At 63.0% G+C, this 17,937-nt stretch carries 15 protein-coding genes; 6 read left to right on the forward strand and 9 right to left on the reverse strand.

The window, feature by feature from the left end; all coding sequences use genetic code 11:
- Positions 1–4: 4 nt before the first annotated feature.
- Genes AC1RWL_RS30430 through AC1RWL_RS30440 form a run of 3 tightly spaced genes read right to left on the reverse strand, consistent with a single transcriptional unit; the run spans position 5 to position 3,542 of the window.
- Positions 5–1,294, reverse strand: a complete 1,290-nt coding sequence (locus AC1RWL_RS30430) for a dihydrolipoamide acetyltransferase family protein (RefSeq protein WP_493097261.1) — start codon at positions 1,292–1,294, stop codon at positions 5–7.
- Positions 1,295–2,308: an alpha-ketoacid dehydrogenase subunit beta gene (locus tag AC1RWL_RS30435; RefSeq protein ID WP_493097260.1), complete on the reverse strand. Its 1,014-nt coding sequence runs from the start codon at positions 2,306–2,308 to the stop codon at positions 1,295–1,297. It lies immediately after the preceding gene.
- Between the two features lies 1 nt (position 2,309).
- Positions 2,310–3,542: a thiamine pyrophosphate-dependent enzyme gene (locus AC1RWL_RS30440; protein ID WP_493097259.1), complete on the reverse strand. Its 1,233-nt coding sequence runs from the start codon at positions 3,540–3,542 to the stop codon at positions 2,310–2,312.
- A gap of 183 nt (positions 3,543–3,725) precedes the next feature.
- Between AC1RWL_RS30440 and AC1RWL_RS30445 the strand changes: the two genes are divergently transcribed.
- Positions 3,726–4,103 carry an SDR family NAD(P)-dependent oxidoreductase gene (locus tag AC1RWL_RS30445; protein WP_493097258.1) on the forward strand — a complete coding sequence of 126 codons (378 nt, stop codon included), beginning with the start codon at positions 3,726–3,728 and terminating at the stop codon, positions 4,101–4,103.
- 322 nt (positions 4,104–4,425) lie between these two features.
- Here AC1RWL_RS30445 and AC1RWL_RS30450 read toward each other — a convergent pair whose 3' ends face one another.
- The 5 genes from AC1RWL_RS30450 to AC1RWL_RS30470 all read right to left on the reverse strand — a co-directional run bounded on the left by AC1RWL_RS30450 (position 4,426) and on the right by AC1RWL_RS30470 (position 9,531).
- Positions 4,426–5,427 carry an arginase family protein gene (locus tag AC1RWL_RS30450; RefSeq protein WP_493097257.1) on the reverse strand — a complete coding sequence of 334 codons (1,002 nt, stop codon included), beginning with the start codon at positions 5,425–5,427 and terminating at the stop codon, positions 4,426–4,428.
- Between the two features lie 72 nt (positions 5,428–5,499).
- Positions 5,500–7,101, reverse strand: coding sequence for a 5-guanidino-2-oxopentanoate decarboxylase (locus AC1RWL_RS30455; protein WP_493097256.1), 1,602 nt, complete (start codon positions 7,099–7,101; stop codon positions 5,500–5,502).
- 38 nt (positions 7,102–7,139) lie between these two features.
- On the reverse strand, positions 7,140–7,874 hold the full coding sequence (locus AC1RWL_RS30460) for an amino acid ABC transporter ATP-binding protein (RefSeq protein WP_493097255.1): 735 nt from the start codon (positions 7,872–7,874) through the stop codon (positions 7,140–7,142).
- A gap of 20 nt (positions 7,875–7,894) precedes the next feature.
- Positions 7,895–8,638, reverse strand: a complete 744-nt coding sequence (locus tag AC1RWL_RS30465) for an amino acid ABC transporter permease (protein WP_493097254.1) — start codon at positions 8,636–8,638, stop codon at positions 7,895–7,897.
- Positions 8,639–8,736: 98 nt separating this feature from the next.
- On the reverse strand, positions 8,737–9,531 hold the full coding sequence (locus tag AC1RWL_RS30470; protein WP_493097253.1) for an ABC transporter substrate-binding protein: 795 nt from the start codon (positions 9,529–9,531) through the stop codon (positions 8,737–8,739).
- Between the two features lie 200 nt (positions 9,532–9,731).
- Between AC1RWL_RS30470 and AC1RWL_RS30475 the strand changes: the two genes are divergently transcribed.
- Together AC1RWL_RS30475 and AC1RWL_RS30480 are read left to right on the forward strand one after the other, a co-directional pair.
- Positions 9,732–10,313: a cupin domain-containing protein gene (locus AC1RWL_RS30475; protein WP_493097252.1), complete on the forward strand. Its 582-nt coding sequence runs from the start codon at positions 9,732–9,734 to the stop codon at positions 10,311–10,313.
- 233 nt (positions 10,314–10,546) lie between these two features.
- Positions 10,547–11,350 (forward strand): MerR family transcriptional regulator, encoded by an 804-nt coding sequence (locus tag AC1RWL_RS30480; protein ID WP_493097251.1) that lies wholly within the window; start codon positions 10,547–10,549, stop codon positions 11,348–11,350.
- Positions 11,351–11,412: 62 nt separating this feature from the next.
- On the opposite strand, the gene AC1RWL_RS30485 is transcribed toward AC1RWL_RS30480, so the two are convergent.
- On the reverse strand, positions 11,413–13,863 hold the full coding sequence (locus AC1RWL_RS30485) for a GcvT family protein (RefSeq protein ID WP_493097250.1): 2,451 nt from the start codon (positions 13,861–13,863) through the stop codon (positions 11,413–11,415).
- Between the two features lie 445 nt (positions 13,864–14,308).
- Here AC1RWL_RS30485 and AC1RWL_RS30490 point away from each other — a divergent pair, with 445 nt between their 5' ends.
- The 3 genes from AC1RWL_RS30490 to AC1RWL_RS30500 all read left to right on the forward strand — a co-directional run bounded on the left by AC1RWL_RS30490 (position 14,309) and on the right by AC1RWL_RS30500 (position 17,839).
- Positions 14,309–15,706, forward strand: coding sequence for a DUF2793 domain-containing protein (locus AC1RWL_RS30490; protein WP_493097249.1), 1,398 nt, complete (start codon positions 14,309–14,311; stop codon positions 15,704–15,706).
- A gap of 69 nt (positions 15,707–15,775) precedes the next feature.
- Positions 15,776–16,234 (forward strand): YbaK/EbsC family protein, encoded by a 459-nt coding sequence (locus AC1RWL_RS30495; RefSeq protein ID WP_256121334.1) that lies wholly within the window; start codon positions 15,776–15,778, stop codon positions 16,232–16,234.
- Between the two features lie 312 nt (positions 16,235–16,546).
- A complete protein-coding gene (locus AC1RWL_RS30500) occupies positions 16,547–17,839 on the forward strand; it encodes an NCS2 family permease (RefSeq protein WP_256121335.1) in 1,293 nt (430 codons plus the stop codon).
- The last annotated feature ends 98 nt before the right edge of the window (positions 17,840–17,937 follow it).

Consider the following 17,937-nt stretch of genomic DNA (forward strand, 5'->3'; position numbering starts at 1 on the left):
TCGCTTACGTCTCCAGGAAGAGCAGGGCCGGGTTTTCCAAAAACTCCTTCATCCGGTTGATGAAGACGGCTGCGTCGTAACCATCGACGATGCGGTGGTCGAAGCTGCAGGAAAGGTTCATCATCTTCCTCGGAACGAAGGTCGATGTGGCCCCATCCCAGACAGGCCGGATCGCCATCTTGTTGACACCCACGATGGCCACTTCCGGGTGGTTGATGATGGGAGTGAACATAATGCCGCCGAGCGCGCCCAGCGATGTAAGGGTGATGGTCGAGCCGGACAATTCGTCCCGTTTAACGGTTCCGTCGCGCGCGGCTTGCGAAATGCGCAGCACCTCATCCGCGTTTTCCCAAAGGCTGTTTGCCTCCGCATGCCGGACGACCGGCACGAGCAGGCCACCGTCCGTTTGCGTGGCGACGCCAATATGCACGCCGCCGAAACGGTGAACGATACCCGCCTCGTCATCGTAGTGCGCATTGCAGACCGGCAGCTCGGCCAGCGTGCGCACCATTGCTCGCATCAGAAAGGGCAGGACCGTCAATTTCGTACGGTCACCCTTGGCGTTGAGTTTGGAGCGAAGCTCTTCGAGGGTGGTGACATCCACCTCCTCGACGCTGGAAATGTGTGGGATGTTGCGCTTGGCAAGCGACATGCGTTCCGCGATCCTGCGGCGCAGGCCGATCACTTTGACTTCGCTGACATCCGTATTGGGAGTCTTTCTGGCGCCGGACACCGGCGGATCCTGTCCTCCGTTTGCGAAATAGCCGTCCAGATCTTCATGCGTGATCCTACCGCCCGGCGCCGTGCCGCGTACGCGGCGCAAGTCGATGCCCGCGGCCCGCGCCCGCGCTCTGACGGCGGGCGAGGCGAGCGGCTTTTCGCCCTCCGACCGAGGCGGTCCGTTCAGTTGCACGGCGGGGCGGGCGGGTGCTGGCCCAACAGGCGGCGGCGTGTCCGCAGGCTTTGCCGCAACCGACGGCTTTTCCGGCTCCACCTTCGGGGCCGATGCCACCTCGGCGGCGGCCTGAGGCGCCTGTTGCATATTGCCCGCGCCATCGATTTCAAGCCGGATCAGTTCCGACCCGATGGCCATCAGATTGCCGGGTTCACCGCCCAGCCAAACCACTTTGCCTGCAATCGATGTCGGGATTTCGACGGTTGCCTTGTCGGTCATCACAGCGGCGAGAAGATCGTCCTCGCGCACCTCGTCGCCGATCTTCACAAGCCATTCAATCAGCTCGGCTTCGGCAATGCCCTCGCCAATATCAGGCAATCGGATAGAGTAAATGCCCATTCAAGCCTCCATGATTTCGATAAGAGCTGCGGCGACGCGAGCCGGTCCGGGGAAGTAGCTCCATTCGTGGACATAGGGATAAGGCGTGTCCCAGCCGCAGATGCGCGTGACCGGCGCTTCGAGATGGTAGAAGCATTCTGCCTGGACGAGTGCCGCCAGCTCCGCTCCAAAACCGGAGGTCAAGGTAGCCTCATGGACAACGACGCAACGCCCGGTCTTCTTCACCGATTGCACAATCGTGTCGAGGTCGAGGGGCAGCAGCGTCCGTAGATCGATAACCTCTGCGTCGACCCCACTTTCCTCCGCAGCGGCCTCGCAGACGTGCACCATCGTGCCATAGGCGAGAACCGTGACCGCAGACCCTTCGCGGTGGATGGCGGCTTTTCCGAATGGCGTGGTGTAATAGCCGGGATCGACCTCGCTCAGCGGATGCGCCTTCCACGGCTTTATCGGGCGATCGTGATGACCGTCGAAAGGCCCGTTATAGATGCGTTTCGGTTCGAGGAAGATGACCGGATCCGGTTCTTCGATCGACTGCAGCAACAGCCCTTTCGCATCCTGAGGGTTCGAGGGAATAACGACTTTCAAGCCCGGAATATGGGTAAAGAGCGCTTCCGGGCTCTGGCTATGCGTGAGGCCACCGAGAATGCCGCCGCCCGTCGGCATGCGCACGACGATGGGGCAGGTGGCGTCGCCGGCGGAGCGATAGCGCATGCGGGCCGCCTCGGAGACGATCTGATCGTAAGCGGGATAGACATAATCGGCGAACTGAATTTCCGCCACGGGCTTGATACCGTAAGAAGCCATGCCGATTGCTGTGCCGACGATGCCTTGCTCGCTGATCGGAGTATCGAAGCAGCGGGTCTTGCCGTACTTTTGCTGCAAGCCGACCGTGCAACGAAACACGCCGCCAAAGTAGCCGACGTCCTGCCCGAAGACGACCACCCGGTCGTCACGCCCCATCGCTACGTCCAATGCGTTGCGAATGGCTTCAACCATAGTCATCTGCACCATCTCAATACCCCATCTGTTGGCGCTGCCGAACAAGATGCGGGGGCATCTCGGCATAAACATCCTCGAACATCGTACTGACCGATGGCCGATCTCCGGTGTGCAGCGTGCCTATAGCTTCGGCCTCCTTTTGCACCGCGATGACTTCGGTCAAAACCTCCGCTTCCGCTTGCGTGTGTCGCTCTTCCGACCAGACGCCCTTGCCGATCAGATACTGCTTGAAGCGCGCAATAGGCTCTCCGAGCGGCCAGGCGGTCGCCTCCGAGGCAGGGCGATAGGCAGAGGGATCGTCAGTGGTGGAGTGTGCGCCGCCGCGATAAGTCACATATTCGATCAGCGTCGGACCGAGATTGAGCCTGGCGCGCTCGGCGGCCCATTTGCCGGCGGCGAACACTGCCAGATAGTCGTTTCCGTCAACGCGCAGTGACGGGATTCCATAGCCGTGGCCGCGCGCGGCAAATGTATCGGAGCCGCCACGGGCGATGCCTTGGAACGTTGAAATTGCCCATTGATTGTTGACGACGTTGATGATGACCGGAGCTTGGTAAGTTGACGCAAACAGCAGCGAGGTCGGGAAATCGCCCTCTGCGGTCGCACCATCGCCGATCCAGAAAGCAGCTATCTTTGTGTCACCCATGATTGCCGAGGCCATTGCCCAGCCCACCGCCTGCGTGCACTGCGTGCCGAGATTGGCCGAATGCGAGAAAAAGCCGTGTTCGAGTGAGGAATAGCAGACCGGCACCTGGCGACCTTTGTTTGGATCGCCCGTGTTCGAGTAAATCTGATTGGCCATCTTGATCAGCGGATAGTCACGGCCGATCAAAAGACCTGCCTGTCGGTAGTAGGGGTAGTTCATGTCGCCGACATCGAGCACTTGAGAGAAGGCGCAGGAGATCGCCTCCTCGCCGACATGCTGCATATAGAAGGAAGTTTTCGACTGGCGTTGCGCGGTGAGCATTCGCGCGTCGTAGGCGCGCAACGTGAGCATGTGACGGAGCCCCTTCAAGAGGGCTTCGTCAGAAAGATCGGGTGCCCACGGGCCGACGGCCTTTCCCTCATCATCGAGAACGCGGATCAAGGTGAAGGCGAGATCGCGCATCTCGGACTGATCGGTATCGACCGGGGGGCGGCGAACGGATCCAGCGGCCGGAATCCTCATCCACGAAAAGTCTGGATTTTCTCCTGGACGGGCACCAGGCTGCGGCACGGTAAGCGCCAGCGGCGTTCGCTTTTCCATCTTTCTCCTCCGAAATAACCAGCGTCGTTGCGTGCGTAAGATGGATTGTTGTATACGTGATGCACAAGTGTATCCACAAGTGAAATCTTTTCTGCATTACCGTGCGAATCGGGGTTGTGAGCAACGCGAACCGCTTCGCACGCCCTCGCCGCATGGTGCGTCTCAACAAGGAAGGTTGGAAAAATGAGCATTTTCGACATCGCCGGCTCGGTGCTGGTCATCGTCGGGGATGACGGGACAATCGTTGATGACGCCCTCCATCGCGGGTTCAGTCGGAATTCCCGCATTTGCCCTTACGCCGCGAGCAAAGGCGGCATCAATCAATTGGTGGGAACGCTTGCTGTCGATTGGGCGGAGTATGGAATTCGCGTAAACGCGGTGGCGCCAGGCTACATCGACAACATCATGGATGGTGTGACGGTCCATCGCAACCCGAAGTCTGAGGAGCGGATCCGAGGCTTCTTTGGGGATCCACCTGGATTGATCAGTCGATCATCAATCAGCAAGGTTCGGACGATGAGCAAGCGTATCCTCCAGGTGGTCAGCAATGTTGCCCACTAGCCGACCCGTCGCATCCAATCGGCCTTTGGCTGCCGGCGCAAAGCGGTTCCCTTGCTGATTACCGCTCGAAAATTTACAAGCCCCCGTGCAGTCAGGCCCACGCAATCAGATCAAACAAAACCCCGCAACATAAGCTACGGGGTTTTTGCGTTTCTGGGGGCTACGCGAGGCAGCTTCTACATCGGTGCGATCGATAGGGTCGAAGCGGGGCGTTGATCTCAGTGGCTTCTCGAGCTGAGAAAGATTGAGCGGAAGCGCCTGGAAGTTGCCGAGCCCTGTGGGGTGCGTTCCGATTGTCTTGCAGGCCAAGGTACCGCAGAGACTACTTCTTAGCAGAAATGAAGTCAGCCATCAGCGACAGCAGCTCGAACATCACCACCATCGCATTCATGGAGGTAATCTGGTTCGGGTTGTCCTTTGTCGGCATCAGGCAGACCACGTCGGCGCCGACCACGTTCAAGCCGCGCAGGCCCTGCAGCATGCGGACAGCTTCACCCATGCGGATGCCTGCATAGCCGGGCTCGATGTTCGAGACGCCGGGCGCGTCGGTGGGATCGAGCGAGTCCATGTCGAAGGTGATGTAGACGGGCGCATCGCCGATGCGCTCCCGCAGAGCCTCGATCACGCCCTTGCTGCCGATCTCCTCGATCTCGTCCATGCCGATGATGCGGTAGCCGAGGTCCTCGCTGGTGTTGCGCGAGCCGGGCGTGCCGACATTCGGACGGATGCCGACCTGGGTGGAGCGGTGCGCGTCGACATGGCCTTCCTGGACGAGATAACTTGCCCAGTGCGCCGCCGAACGTCGGTTGCCCAGCCAGTGCGGCATATGGTTGTAGCTGTCCGTGTGGGAATCGAAGTGCACCAGCGCGACCTTGCGGCCGTCGGTCAGGCGGGAATGGCTGCCGGCCACGGCCTTGACCAGCGGGCCGGTGATGCTGTGGTCACCGCCCATCGAGACGAGGCGCGTTCCCGCCCGGTCGAAGCGCTTCGCGAATGCCTCGATGTGCTCGACCGAGATGTCGTTGACCATGGCTTCCGGCAGCGGGACGTCACCCGCATCGTGGATGCGGCAGACATCCCAAGGGATCAGGTTGAAGCGCCCGTGGCCGCGGCGGTACTGGGCGGACAGGTTGCGCACGGCGCGCGGGCCCAGATGCTGGTCGCGTTCGGTCGAGCCGTTGCCGGAGCTGTGCGGGACGCCGATCAGGGCGATGTCGCTGTCCGCCGGGTTTTCCTTCCAGTCGCACCGGAAGAAGGTGGGGATGCCCCACCAGTACCAGCGTTCCATTTCTTTCTTGGCGCTTTCCACGTCGAAGTCGGACATTGTTTTCATACTCCTTTGCCTGTTCCTCGCCGGCCGGGCCGGCATCGCATCGTCTTGGGCAGCATTCCGGGGTTAGGCGTCACGCAGGAAGGCTGCATCCTCCCGGATCTCGATGATGGTGGGTCCTGCGTGACGGGCGGCCAGCGCCAGCGCCGCGCGCAAGTCGTCGAAGCTTGTGACGTGGGTCGCTGCGCAGCCGAAGCCACGCCCGATGGCGATGAAGTCCGGGCCGACGAGATCGACGCCGACGCGCGGAATGCCGCGTGCGCTCATGTAATCCCGGATCTCGCCGTAACCGTCATTGTTCCAGATAAGCACGACGACCGGCACGCGTGCCTCGACGGCGCTGGCCAACTCTCCGATGGAGAACAGCACGCCGCCGTCGCCGACGAGGGCGACGACCGGGCGGTCTCCCTTCAGGCCGATCGCCGCGCCGATGGCGGCCGGCAGGCCGTAGCCGAGCGTGCCGTATCCCGTGCTGGCATTGAAGAACGAGCGGGACAGGCGCGGGTGGTAGAACTGGTTTGCCGCATAGACGATCTGCGTCGAATCCCCGACAAAGACGGCATCTGGCAGCGCGTCGTCTATCGCGCCCATCAGGCGCCGGAAGCGGTTGAGATCCGCCGGCCGCGCCTGTTCCTGCGCCTCCCGCAGCGCGGCTGCGCGGCGCGCGCCTTCTTCCGTGGAGCGGACGTCGAGCCTGCGGGTGAGTCCGGCAAGCGCCTGGCCGGCGTCGCCGAGCAGCGGAAGATCGGCGAAGGGCCGGCGGCTGAGCTGCTCGCCGTCAATGTCGATTCGGATGAGACGGCCGTCCACGACGGGCTCGACCGGGAGGGGATACATTTCCGTCTCGCCCAGTTCTGTTCCCACAGCCAGGACCACATCAGCCGTGCGCAGGGCCTCGCGCATCGCAGGCGAGCCAAGATTCTCGCCGGCCAGAAGTGCATGGCCGGCCGGTAAAATACCGCGGGCATTGATAGTGAGGATAGCGGGGGCGCCCAGGCGTTCGATGAACTGGCGCGCCTCGGAAGCTGCGCCGACCGCGCCACCGCCCAGAACGACGAGCGGTGAACGCGCGCCGGCAAGCATCGCCGCAGCCCGGTCGAGCATATCGTCCGGCGGCGAGGGCCGCCACGGCAGGGGGCAGACGGCATGCTCCGCTTCGAAGGGGGCCGTCAGCACATCGACCGGAATTTCAAGGTAGACCGGGCGGGGGCGGCCGCTGGAAAAGACGGTCATGGCGCGCGCGAAGGCTTCCGCAAGCTGGGCGGGCGAGAGGATGGTCTGGCTGTAGGCGGAAACCTCGGCTGCGAGATTTCGCTGCGCGCGCAGCTCGTGCAGCGCGCCGACGGGCGCGCCGAGCTGGTCCACCGCGTTGACGGTCGAGATGACCAGCATGGGCACGGAATCCGCATAGGCCTGGCCCATGGCAGTGAGGATGTTCGTCAGGCCGGGGCCGCTGACCGTGAAGCAGGCCGCGACCTTTCCGGTTGCGCGCGCATAACCGCCCGCCATGAAACCCGCGCCCTGCTCGTGCCGGGGCGTCACATGGCGCAGCGCAGCGCTTTCGAGGCCCCGGTAGAGTTCGACATTGTGCACCCCCGGAATACCGAAGACGACCTCGACCCCGTAGGCTTCGAGAAGACGGATGATGGCTTGCGCGCATGTGGGCATGGTTCGTCCTTCGGCATTGCGGCTGCGGCGATGCGCGTTCAGTGCATGATCTGCGAGAGGAAGTTGCGCGCCCGCTCGGTCTTCGGCGCGCTGAAGAAATCCTCTGGCTCGGCAATCTCGACGATCTGCCCGGCATCCATGAAGATCACCCGGTCCGCCACCTTGCGCGCGAACCCCATCTCGTGTGTCACGCACAGCATCGTCATGCCTTCGCTTGCAAGTTCCACCATGACGTCCAGCACTTCGCCGACCATTTCCGGGTCGAGGGCGGAGGTAGGTTCGTCGAAAAGCATCACTTCCGGCTCCATGCAGAGCGCCCGCGCGATCGCGACGCGCTGCTGCTGGCCGCCGGAAAGCTGGGCGGGCATCTTGCGCGCCTGGTCGGCGATGTGGACGCGGCCGAGCAGGCGGATGGCGGTTTCCTCCGCCCGGGCGCGGGATTGCCCGCGCACCTGCATCGGCGCCAGAATGCAGTTTTCCAGCACCGAGAGGTGTGGAAAGAGGTTGAAGTTCTGGAACACCATGCCGACCTCGCGGCGGATGGCGGCGACGCTCTTGTTGCTGCCGCCGAGTTCGACGTCGTTGACGCGGATCGAGCCGGCATCATGGGGGGAAAGATGGTTGATGCAGCGGATGAGCGTGGACTTTCCGGAGCCGGACGGCCCGCAAATGACGATCTTCTCGCCTTTCTTCACCGACAGGTTGATGCCTTGCAGAACCTGAAACGCACCATAATGCTTGCCGACATTGGTAAGCCGGATGATCTCGCTCATTTGTATGGTCCTTTCGGGGCTCAGGCGCGGCGGAAGAAAGCCATGGCTTTCTGGACGGCGCCCGGATCGCCGGCGTCTTCGGCCTGCTTGCGGTCCCAGCTGTACTTTCGCTCAAGCTTGCCCTGAAGGAAGACCAGCGCGTAGACCATGATCAGATAGTAGATGAGTGCTGCGGCATAATATTCTGAGAACTGGAAGGTCGTCGAAACCGCGCGCGACGCGGAACTCATCAGCTCCTGCAGGGAGATGACGGAGGCAAGCGAGGTGATCTTCAGAAGCGTGATGAACTCGTTGACCGTCGGCGGTATCGCGATGCGCATCGCCTGGGGCAGAGTGATGAACCGGAAGATCTGGAACCGGCTGAGGCCGAGCGCCTCGCCGGCCGCCTCCTGGCCCGGATCGACCGCCTTGAGGGCTGCCCGGTTGATCTCGACCTGGTAGGCCGCCTCGTTGAGGCTGAGTGCGATCCACGCGGCAAGGAACGGCGTGAACCAGGGTTCCCGAAAGATCGGAAAGAACTGGGGAAGCGCGTTCCACACGAAAAGCAGCTGGAGCAGCGTCGGCGCGCCGCGCAGGACGCCGACGAAACCCCGCAGGATGCCGGGAAGAAAGCCCGTGCCGCGATTGATGACCACCGCAACGGGAATGGAGATTGCGATGCCCACGCCGTGCGACAACAGCGAGAGGAGGACGGTGACACACGCTCCCCGGAAGAAGGCCTCCGATGTCAGCGCGCTCCAGAAAACGGAAGGATCGAATGTCATGGTCACTGGCCGTGGTTTTTGTGGAGCGATGCGGGGAGAGGCGATCCGCGCCGGAGCGCGGGTCGCGTGGAAAATGCGGTCAGGTGGTGGTGAGCCGTTTACTTGCCCGCAGCGATCGCATCGGGTGACAGGCGCCATTTCTCAGTGATGGTCTTGAGCGTGCCGTTTGCGGCGAGCTCCGCGAGTGCAGCGCCGACAGCCTCCTTGTCGCCCCCGTTGCGGCGCAGGTAGACGCCGAAATTGTCCTCGCCAGGGAAGGTGTAGATCGTCTTCAACTGCCCCGGATTCTGGATCTCGCGATAGGCGAGTTCGGTGTCCTGCGAAACCGCCGCGGCCGCACGGCCGACCAGCACCTGCTGGATGACATCCGTCTGCTTCGGATAGGTCTGGATGCTGATTTCGTCGCGCCCTGCCGCTTTCAGCGCCGCGCTGACCTTTTCCAGTTGCTCGACATAATGCGTACCAGCCTGCACGGCGACAACCTTGCCGCTCAGATCGGCCGGGTCGGTAATCGTCAGGTCGCTCTTTGCCGAGGTGAAGGCGACGAGCGCCGTGCCGAGATAGGGCAGAGCGTCATAGGTCTTGGTGCGTTCCTCGGTCACGAGAATGCCGCTTATGACGGCGTCGCAGCGCTGCGCCTCAAGGCCGGGCAGGAGGCCGGCAAAGTCGGCAACGACGAGACGCGACTTCACCTGCCAATGCTCCGCCAGCGCGCCAGCGAGGTCTATATCGTAGCCGACGGGCGCTTGGTCGCCGGCCTTTTCGAAGAATTCCATCGGCGGGAATGTCGCGTCCGTGCACACGACGAATTCCCCCTTGTCGGCAAAACTCGGGCGTGCGCCCTCGGCTGCGAGCGATACGGCAGCCGATGCCGCGAAAGCCGCAAGTGCCATGCACGATGCTTTGATTACAGAAACCATTTTACGTGTTCCCCTAGAACATCCGTTCGTTAGGCCCGTGTGTCCGAGCCTTGATAGGGGTCGCAGTAAATTCGTTTAAAGTCAACAAAGTTCTTTTATAGCGAACTTTATCGCCTTGACGACGCTCTGCCTGATATGATCGATAGTCTGGCAGATTCATTCAAGGCAGCTGTATGGCAGATACACCCACCTCCAGAAACACCGGCAAACAGTCTCCGCGCATCGGCCATCTCCTGCGGGAACGGCGGCGGCAGCTCGACCTGACCCTCGATGCCGTTGCGGAGGCGACCTCGCTTACGAAGGGTTTTCTCAGCGATATCGAGCGGGACAAGACGTCTCCTTCCGTAGCCTCGCTGGTGAAGCTGTGCGAGGTGTTGGGCATGCCGGTCGGCGACCTGTTCAGTTCCTCCGAATCTGCTGTCGTGCGTGCCGATGAGCGAACGCCGATTAAGTTCGGCGGCACTGGCGTTTCCGATCATCTGCTGACACCGAGCGGTAGCATCCGGATCCAGGCGATCTGGACGGAAATCGAGCCCGGTGGCACCGGCGGCGAGCAGCTCTACGGTCTCAGGGCAGAGGAGGAGTTCATCCTCGTCATGTCCGGTGAACTTTCCCTCAAGCTGGAGGACGAGACGTTCGTCCTGCGCACCGGCGATGCCATGACCTTCGATCCGCGACGCCTTCATACGTTCTACAACCCCTCCGACAGCCATCCGACGACCGCGATCTTCGTCATCACGCCGAAGCCACGCTGACGTCGCCCGTACGTCAAAGTGGTCGCATGACGCGGCGAGGCTTGCGGGAAGGCGTGGCCTCTGCTTCCGACGCATGTTAAGATTTTGCAGAAAGCATGCAATGTTTTATTCGCTGTCCGCCATCGCCCGGCCAACGATGCGGCCGGCGCCCGCCGCACCCGACCCGCCATCGGTTGATATTGGCGGGATTGTTGCGTAGCAAACCAGAGCGGCAAGATGGCGGGCAAGGCGCAATGGGCAGGTTGTACAAGGTTTCGGAGATTTCGGCGGCGACGGGGGTGCCGCCGGCGACGTTGCGGCTTTGGGAGCAGCATGGCCTGATCGCGCCATCCCGTACGCCCAGCGGCTACCGGCTCTATAGCGAAGACGACTTTGCCCGCGTTCACCAGATCGTCCGGCTCCGCTCCGTGCAGGGCCTCAATCTTGCGGCAATCAAATCCACGCTGGAGGAGGCTCCGCCCGGTGCGCAGGCGCCTGCTGGCGACGATGCTCCGTCCCCGCGGCTTGGCCACGAGATCAGGCGGTTGCGCAAGGAAAAGAAGCTGACGATCACCGCACTGGGCGAGAAGCTCGGCATCTCGCCCTCGATCCTCAGCACGCTGGAGCGCACTTCGCGCGGCGCAAGCGTGCCTCTTCTTCGCGCGGTTGCGCAAGCGCTCGGCGTCACGGTGACCCAATTGACGGCCAGTCCCGTCGAGGTCGTCAAGGTCGTGGTGCGCAGCGGCGAGGGCCGGCAATTGCCGTCGCTCGGCACCGGCATCCAGATACGCGAGCTGGCATCCGGCCCCCGGATGATGGATTGCCAGGAATGGACCCTCTCGCCGGGGGCGGGAAGCGAGGGCTTCTATCGGCATGAGGGGGAGGAGTTCATCCGCGTGCTGGAAGGCAGTTTCGAGATCGAGGTGGACGGTCTCGGCCTCGCCACGCTGAACGAGGGCGACTCGATCTATTTCGAAAGTCATCGGGCCCATTCCTGGCGATCGGTCGGAACCGTGCCGTGCCGCCTCGTCTGGGTCAACACGCCGCCCACCTTCTAATCCCATCATACGGAACGGAGATAAAAGCAGCTTCGGCGGCAGGGCTGGAGCTGTCTGTCGTGCTATCCGCGAACCCGTTCGCCTTTGGGATCGTACCAGGGGCCGAGTTGAACCTCGATCGGGTATCGCTTCATCGCGACTTCCACTTCCCAGGTGCCGCTCGCTAGCCATTCCTTGGTCACGCCTTCGGCGCAGGAGATATAGCCGAGGCCGAGTGATGCCTTGACGCGGTGGCCATAGGCGCCCGACATGATTGAACCAATGATCTTGCCGTCGCGCAGCAGAGGCTCGTGGTGGAACAGCATGGGCGCATCGCCCTCGGCGTTCACCTTCACCTGGACGAGGCGCTTCCTGACGGCGCCTTCGGACTTCTGGCGGAGCAGGACCTCACGGCCGATGAAGCCGCCGGCCTTGTCGAACGCGACCGCAAAACCGAGACCGCCTTCAAGCGGCGTATCCTCTTCGCCGATATCGTGGCCCCAGTGGCGATAGCCCTTTTCCATGCGCAGCGCGTTCAAGGCGAAAAAGCCTGAGTTCTTCAGGCCGAGATCCTTGCCGGCCTCGGTCAGGACATCGTGCACATGCGCGGCCTGCTCGCTTGGGATGTAAAGCTCGTAGCCGAGTTCGCCGACGAATGTCAGGCGGCTCGCACGTACGCGCGCATAACCGAGGTCGATCTCGCGGCTTGTCGCAAAGGGGAAGGCCTCGTTCGAGAAGTCGTCCGGCGAGACACGCGCCATCAGCGTGCGTGCCTTCGGACCCCAGACCGCCAGCATCGACAGGCCGGACGTGATATCCGAAATGTGGACGCGCGCGCCCTGCGGAACATGGCGCTTGAACCATGCCAAATCGCGCCTCTGGGAGACCGCGACGGTCACGACGAGGAAGGCGTCTTCCGCAATCCTCGTGACGGTGACGTCGGCCTCGATCCCGCCCGCCTCGTTCAGCCATTGCGTGTAGACGACACGGCCGACATCGACGTCGCATTCATTCGCGCTGATCCAGTTGAGCGTCTTCAGCGCATCTGGTCCTTCGACGACATATTTCACGAAGCAGCTATGGTCGAACAGCGAGACGTTTTCGGCGGTGTTGCGGCATTCGGCGGCGACATTCTCGAACCAGCTCGGCTTCGCATAGGAATAACGAATATTGGCGACCTCTTCCGGCGTGCCGTAAAAGCCGGGGCGCTCCCATCCGGCAAGCTCCGTCATGAAGGCGCCGGAAGCCACCAGCCGGTCGTGGAACGGCGAGCGACGCACGCCGCGCGCCGTCGTGAACTGCCGTGAAGGCCAGTGCATGTCGAAATTCAGCCCGAGGGATTCGACCGTCCGGTCTTCCAGATAACGCCGGTTGCGCTGGAAACCCTGCGTGCGCCGGACATCGACGTCGATCAGGTCGACGGGCGGGCGGCCGTCGCGGATCCAGGCCGCGAGCGACTTTCCAACTCCGCCGGAGGAAAGGATGCCGATGGAGTTGAAGCCGGTGGCGCAGAACAGGCCGGCGACTTCCGGCGTTTCACCAAGCAGATACCTGTTGTCCGCCGTGAAGCTTTCCGGCCCGTTGAAGAAGAGCTGCATGCCCGTATGTTCCAGCAGCGGAACGCGGGCAGTCGCCGCTTCGAGATGCGGCGCGATATGATCGATATCCTCGGGCAGCGTGTCGAAGCAGAAGGTTTCCGAAATGCCCTTCTGGCCCCATGGCTTGGCGACAGGCTCGAAGAAGCCGACGAGAAGTTTGCCGGCATCCTCCTTGTAATATGTCCACTCGTCCGAGAGGAACAGCACCGGAAGGTCGCGGGGAAGATCGGGAATAGCTTCCGTTACGACGTAGAAATGCTCGGCGGCGTGAAGCGGCAGAGTCACGCCGATCTCGGCCGCGAGATCGCGCGACCACATGCCGCCGCAGATGACGACGGTGCGCGCTTCGATCCTGCCATGTTCGGTCATGACGCCGACGGCCTTGCCGCTCTCGACGAGGATTTTCGTCACCGAAAGGTTTTCGATGATCCGCGCGCCGCCCATGCGTGCGCCCTTCGCATAGGCCATTGTGACATCGGCGGGGTTGACCTGTCCGTCGTTCGGGAACCAGAAGCCGCCCACCAGCCCATCGGTGCTGATCGGCCCCCAGCGCTCCCTGATCTCACCGGGGCTGACGGCCTCGACCGGCAGGCCGAAATTCCGCCCCATCGATGCGCCGCGCGCAAGCTCCTCGTACCGGGCATCGTTCGTCGCCACGCGCAGCGAGCCCGAGCGGCGGAACCCCGTCGCCTGCCCGGTTTCGGCCTCCAGATGTCCGAACAGTTCGCCGGTATATTGCGCAAGCTCGGTCATCTGGCGCGTCGCGCGCAGCTGCGTCACCAGCCCGGCGGCGTGCCAGGTCGTCCCGCTCGTCAGCTGGCGCCGTTCGCAAAGAACGACGTCGGTAATGCCGAGCTTTGTCAGATGATAGGCGATCGAGCAGCCCGCGATGCCGCCGCCGACAATGAGCACGTCGGCTTTTGAGGGGATGTCCATTGGAGATTCCTTCTTCGGATAGGTGTCTCGGTCGCAGCCCATTCCAGCGCGCGTCACGGGCTTCGTTGCGAAAACATAGCAACGATGAAATCAAAACTCTACAGAAATTATGCCGAGTTTATGGATTGAATTAAGCGAGTAAGGGCCGGCGTCGAAATGGTTCAGAAAACCGTGACACAGACGGCCAGAGGACGGAGCAGCATGTTCATGTCGTGTGAACGAGATCTTTTGCGCAAAGCCAGACGCCAAAGCGGAAATCATTCCCCTCCGCCGGCTGAGGCTTAATTTACAAGCCTCCATGCAGTCAGGCCCTCGCAACCCGTTACGACAAAGTCCGCAATCAACGCGGGCTTGTGCCGCTTCTACCGGGCAAAATCAGCCGCCGTTTTCCCCGCCCTTCTTCGCGTCCGTATACTTCCGGAAAACCGACACAGGAACCGGAACCATGGACGCGACCGAAAATCTTTATCTTCCCTATATCCTTCCCGCACAGGCCCAGAAGCATGTGACGCACAACGAGGCCATCAAGGCGATCGATGCGCTGCTTCATCTGGCTGTCGGCAGCCGGAGTGTGGCGAGCCCGCCGGGAAGTCCTGCGGCGGGGGATCGTTATATCGTGCCTGTCGGCGCGACGGGGGCCTGGACGGGGCGGGCGAGGGATGTCGCGGCCTGGCAGGATGGGGTCTGGACCTTTTATACACCGCGCGACGGCTGGCTGGCCTACGCGACGGACGAAAACCGCATGCTGACATTCGAGGAGGGCGAATGGGAGCTTGCGACCGTCAGTGTCGCGATTCCGGTTGAAGTCGGTATCAACACGACGGCGGATGCGATGAACCGGCTTGCCGTGGCCTCGCCCGCTTCGCTGTTCACCAACGAGGGTGCCGGGCATCAGGTCAAGATAAACAAGGCCAATGCGGGGGACACGGCGTCGCTGCTGTTCCAGACGGGCTGGTCCGGGCGGGCCGAGATGGGGCTTGCCGGCAGCGATGCGTTCCGGGTCAAGGTGAGTGCCGACGGCTCCACCTTCAACGATGCCATGGTCGTCGACCAGGCGACGGGCAGGGTGTCCTTTCCGGCCGGCGCCGTCGGCCTGCGGCCGCAGCTGACCGGCAATCTTACCTACTATGTTGCGACCACAGGGAGCGACAGCAACAACGGCCTGTCCGCGGGAACGCCGTTTGCGACGCTCCAGAAGGCGATCGACGAGGCGCACAAACTCGACTGCGCGAGCTATGACGTGACGATCGAGCTTGCCAACGGCACCTATGCCGGCGCGACCGTCGTGCGGCCGCTGATCGGCGGCGGCACGCTCTTCATCAAGGGCAACGAGACGACGCCGGCCTCGGTCGTGCTGTCCTCGGGGCTCAGCTTCCGCAACGGAGCGCAGCTCCGTGTCAGCGGCCTGCGGATCGCCATCGGCACGGATCTCATCCATGCGCTTTCGGTCAGCAATGGCGTCACGCTCCGCCTCGGCAAGATGGAGTTCGGCGCGGTCGGCGCCAACGCCGACCACATCTTTGCCGACAGCCCCTGCCAGATCGTGCTGGAGGACAATTACACCATCAATGGCGGCGCGCGGCGGCATATGAACATCGCCATGGGTTATCTCACGGGCGTGAACCGCACCTTCACGCTGTCCGGCACGCCGGCCTTCACGCAGTTCATCGCCGCCAGCAGCTGCGGCACCGTGGCGCTCTCCAACCCGACGATCGTCGGCACGGCCACCGGCAGCCGCTACATCGCCGAAACGAACGGCGTCATCAACACGTTCGGCAAGGCGGCGACCTTCCTGCCGGGCTCGACGGCCGGCACGATCCCGACCGGCGGCATCTACGCGTAAAAGCATAGTATGCGTTGCTTTTCGGTGGCCTCTTGCAAGAAGGCCGCCGGACTGGCTATGAACATGGGCATGTCTCTCGAATCCGTCCGCAGCTTCTTTTCCGAAAACGCTCCCGATGTCGCGGTGCTCGTCACCGAGCAGAGTTCGGCGACGGTGACGCTCGCCGCCGAAGCCCATGGGGTGGCGCCGGAACAGATCGCCAAGACGATCTGCCTGCGCATCGGCGAGGAGATCGTGCTGCTCGTCGCCGCCGGCACGGCGCGGCTCAGCAACCGGAAATTCAAGGATCGCTTTGCCGCAAAGCCGCGCATGCTCGATGCGGAACAGGTGCTGGCGATCACGTCCCATCCCGTCGGCGGCGTCTGCCCGTTCGGCCTGCCCGCTCCCGTGCCGGTCTATTGCGACGTGTCGCTCCGGCCGTTCGACGAGGTGGTTCCGGCCGCCGGCGCGACGAATGCGGCGGTGCGCATTGCACCGGAGCGCATGGCGGCGTTGGTCAAGGGCGAATGGGTCGACGTCTGCGAGTGACGCAGGCCCCTGCCGATCCGACAAATCGCGCCGCCGCTTAGGCGAATCCGTGCCCCGCATCAGGCGAATCGTGAAAGAGTTTCGCTCAAATTCGGGGAAATGCCCGGCTGGCGCAACTGCGCTCAAACAAGCAATATGACGAAACTGTGATCAACCGCGGCCGGCTTCCGGCGGACAGCGGCGCGCGGGCGCGGGAAATCCGCGGGGGCGGCGGTTCGCAGCGCGAAGCGTCGGTCAGGACCGGGTGGCTGGAGGAGCTTTGACCCGGAAGTTTCGCACGGCGCGCCTCAGGCAGCGCCAGGGGGAGAAAACATGTTTGAACGGCTTTTCAAGCTGAGTGAGCACGGCACGTCCGTGCGCACAGAGGTGATCGCGGGTCTCACGACCTTCCTCACCATGTCCTATATCATCTTCGTCAACCCGGACATCCTGTCGACGACGGGCATGGACCGGGATGCCGTCTTCGTCGCGACCTGTCTTGCCGCGGCTCTCGGCTCGCTGGTCATGGCGCTCGTCGCCAACTGGCCGATCGGCATGGCGCCGGGCATGGGTCTCAACGCCTTCTTCGCTTTCACCGTCGTGGCAGCCCTGGGCTTCACCTGGCAGCAGGCGCTGGGCGCGGTGTTCATCTCGGGCATCATCTTCGTCATCCTGACGGTGACCGGCGTGCGCAGCTGGCTGATCGCCGGCATCCCGCATTCGCTGCGCAGTGCAATTGCCGCCGGTATCGGCCTCTTCCTCGGCATCATCGCCCTGAAGAATGCCGGCATCGTCGTCGACAATCCGGCGACGCTCGTCGGCCTCGGCAGCCTGAAGGAAACCGGCCCGCTTCTGGCGATCCTCGGCTTCTTCGTCATCGCGGTGCTCGATGCGCTGCGCGTGAAGGGCGCGATCCTGATCGGGATCCTCGCCGTCACGGTGCTCTCCTGGATCTTCGGGGTCAGCGAGTTCCGCGGCGTCGTCTCGGCTCCGCCGTCGATCATGCCGACCTTCCTGCAGCTCGACATCATGGGTGCGCTGCATGGCGGTCTCATCCATGTCATCCTGGTCTTCGTGCTCGTCGAAGTCTTCGACGCGACCGGCACGCTGATCGGCGTCGCCAAGCGCGCCAACCTCATCCAGGAAAACAAGCCCAGCCGCCTCGGCCGCGCGCTTCTCGCCGACAGCACGGCGATCGTCGCAGGCTCCCTGATCGGCACGAGCAGCACGACGGCCTACGTCGAAAGCGCGTCCGGCGTGCAGGCCGGCGGGCGTACGGGCCTCACCGCCTTCACCGTCGCCATCCTGTTCCTCGCCGCCCTCTTCATCTCGCCGCTCGCCGCCTCCGTGCCGACCTATGCGACGGCGCCGGCTTTGCTTTACGTGGCAGGCCTGATGATGCGCGAACTGACGGAGATCGAGTGGGAAGACCTGACGGAAGCGGCACCGGCGGCGCTCACCGCGCTCGCCATGCCCTTCACCTATTCGATCGCCAACGGCCTTGCCTTCGGCTTCATCAGCTATGTCGTGCTGAAGCTGTTTACCGGCAAGTGGAAGGACATCCACCCGGCGACGGCCATCGTCGCGGTCCTCTTCGTCATCCGCTTCGCCTTTTTCGCGGAGTAACAAGGGGCCGATTGTTTGATTGGACCATGCCACAAACTCCATCGTCATCCTCGGGTTTAACCCGAGGATCTACGCGGCACCCGCGGCTGTGGATGCTC

Source organism: Shinella sp. GW821-FHT10F02 (assembly GCF_058809275.1).

Bases quoted from the DNA above. Each gene is read 5' to 3' on its own strand.
- AC1RWL_RS30490 (WP_493097249.1), top strand. From the start codon at position 14,309: ATGGACGCGACCGAAAATCTTTATCTTCCCTATATCCTTCCCGCACAG.
- AC1RWL_RS30445 (WP_493097258.1), top strand. From the start codon at position 3,726: ATGAGCATTTTCGACATCGCCGGCTCGGTGCTGGTCATCGTCGGGGAT.
- AC1RWL_RS30485 (WP_493097250.1), bottom strand. From the start codon at position 13,863: ATGGACATCCCCTCAAAAGCCGACGTGCTCATTGTCGGCGGCGGCATC.
- AC1RWL_RS30460 (WP_493097255.1), bottom strand. From the start codon at position 7,874: ATGAGCGAGATCATCCGGCTTACCAATGTCGGCAAGCATTATGGTGCG.
- AC1RWL_RS30480 (WP_493097251.1), top strand. From the start codon at position 10,547: ATGGGCAGGTTGTACAAGGTTTCGGAGATTTCGGCGGCGACGGGGGTG.
- AC1RWL_RS30455 (WP_493097256.1), bottom strand. From the start codon at position 7,101: ATGCCCACATGCGCGCAAGCCATCATCCGTCTTCTCGAAGCCTACGGG.
- AC1RWL_RS30440 (WP_493097259.1), bottom strand. From the start codon at position 3,542: ATGGAAAAGCGAACGCCGCTGGCGCTTACCGTGCCGCAGCCTGGTGCC.
- AC1RWL_RS30500 (WP_256121335.1), top strand. From the start codon at position 16,547: ATGTTTGAACGGCTTTTCAAGCTGAGTGAGCACGGCACGTCCGTGCGC.
- AC1RWL_RS30465 (WP_493097254.1), bottom strand. From the start codon at position 8,638: ATGACATTCGATCCTTCCGTTTTCTGGAGCGCGCTGACATCGGAGGCC.
- AC1RWL_RS30450 (WP_493097257.1), bottom strand. From the start codon at position 5,427: ATGTCCGACTTCGACGTGGAAAGCGCCAAGAAAGAAATGGAACGCTGG.
- AC1RWL_RS30495 (WP_256121334.1), top strand. From the start codon at position 15,776: ATGTCTCTCGAATCCGTCCGCAGCTTCTTTTCCGAAAACGCTCCCGAT.
- AC1RWL_RS30435 (WP_493097260.1), bottom strand. From the start codon at position 2,308: ATGGTGCAGATGACTATGGTTGAAGCCATTCGCAACGCATTGGACGTA.
- AC1RWL_RS30470 (WP_493097253.1), bottom strand. From the start codon at position 9,531: ATGGCACTTGCGGCTTTCGCGGCATCGGCTGCCGTATCGCTCGCAGCC.
- AC1RWL_RS30475 (WP_493097252.1), top strand. From the start codon at position 9,732: ATGGCAGATACACCCACCTCCAGAAACACCGGCAAACAGTCTCCGCGC.
- AC1RWL_RS30430 (WP_493097261.1), bottom strand. From the start codon at position 1,294: ATGGGCATTTACTCTATCCGATTGCCTGATATTGGCGAGGGCATTGCC.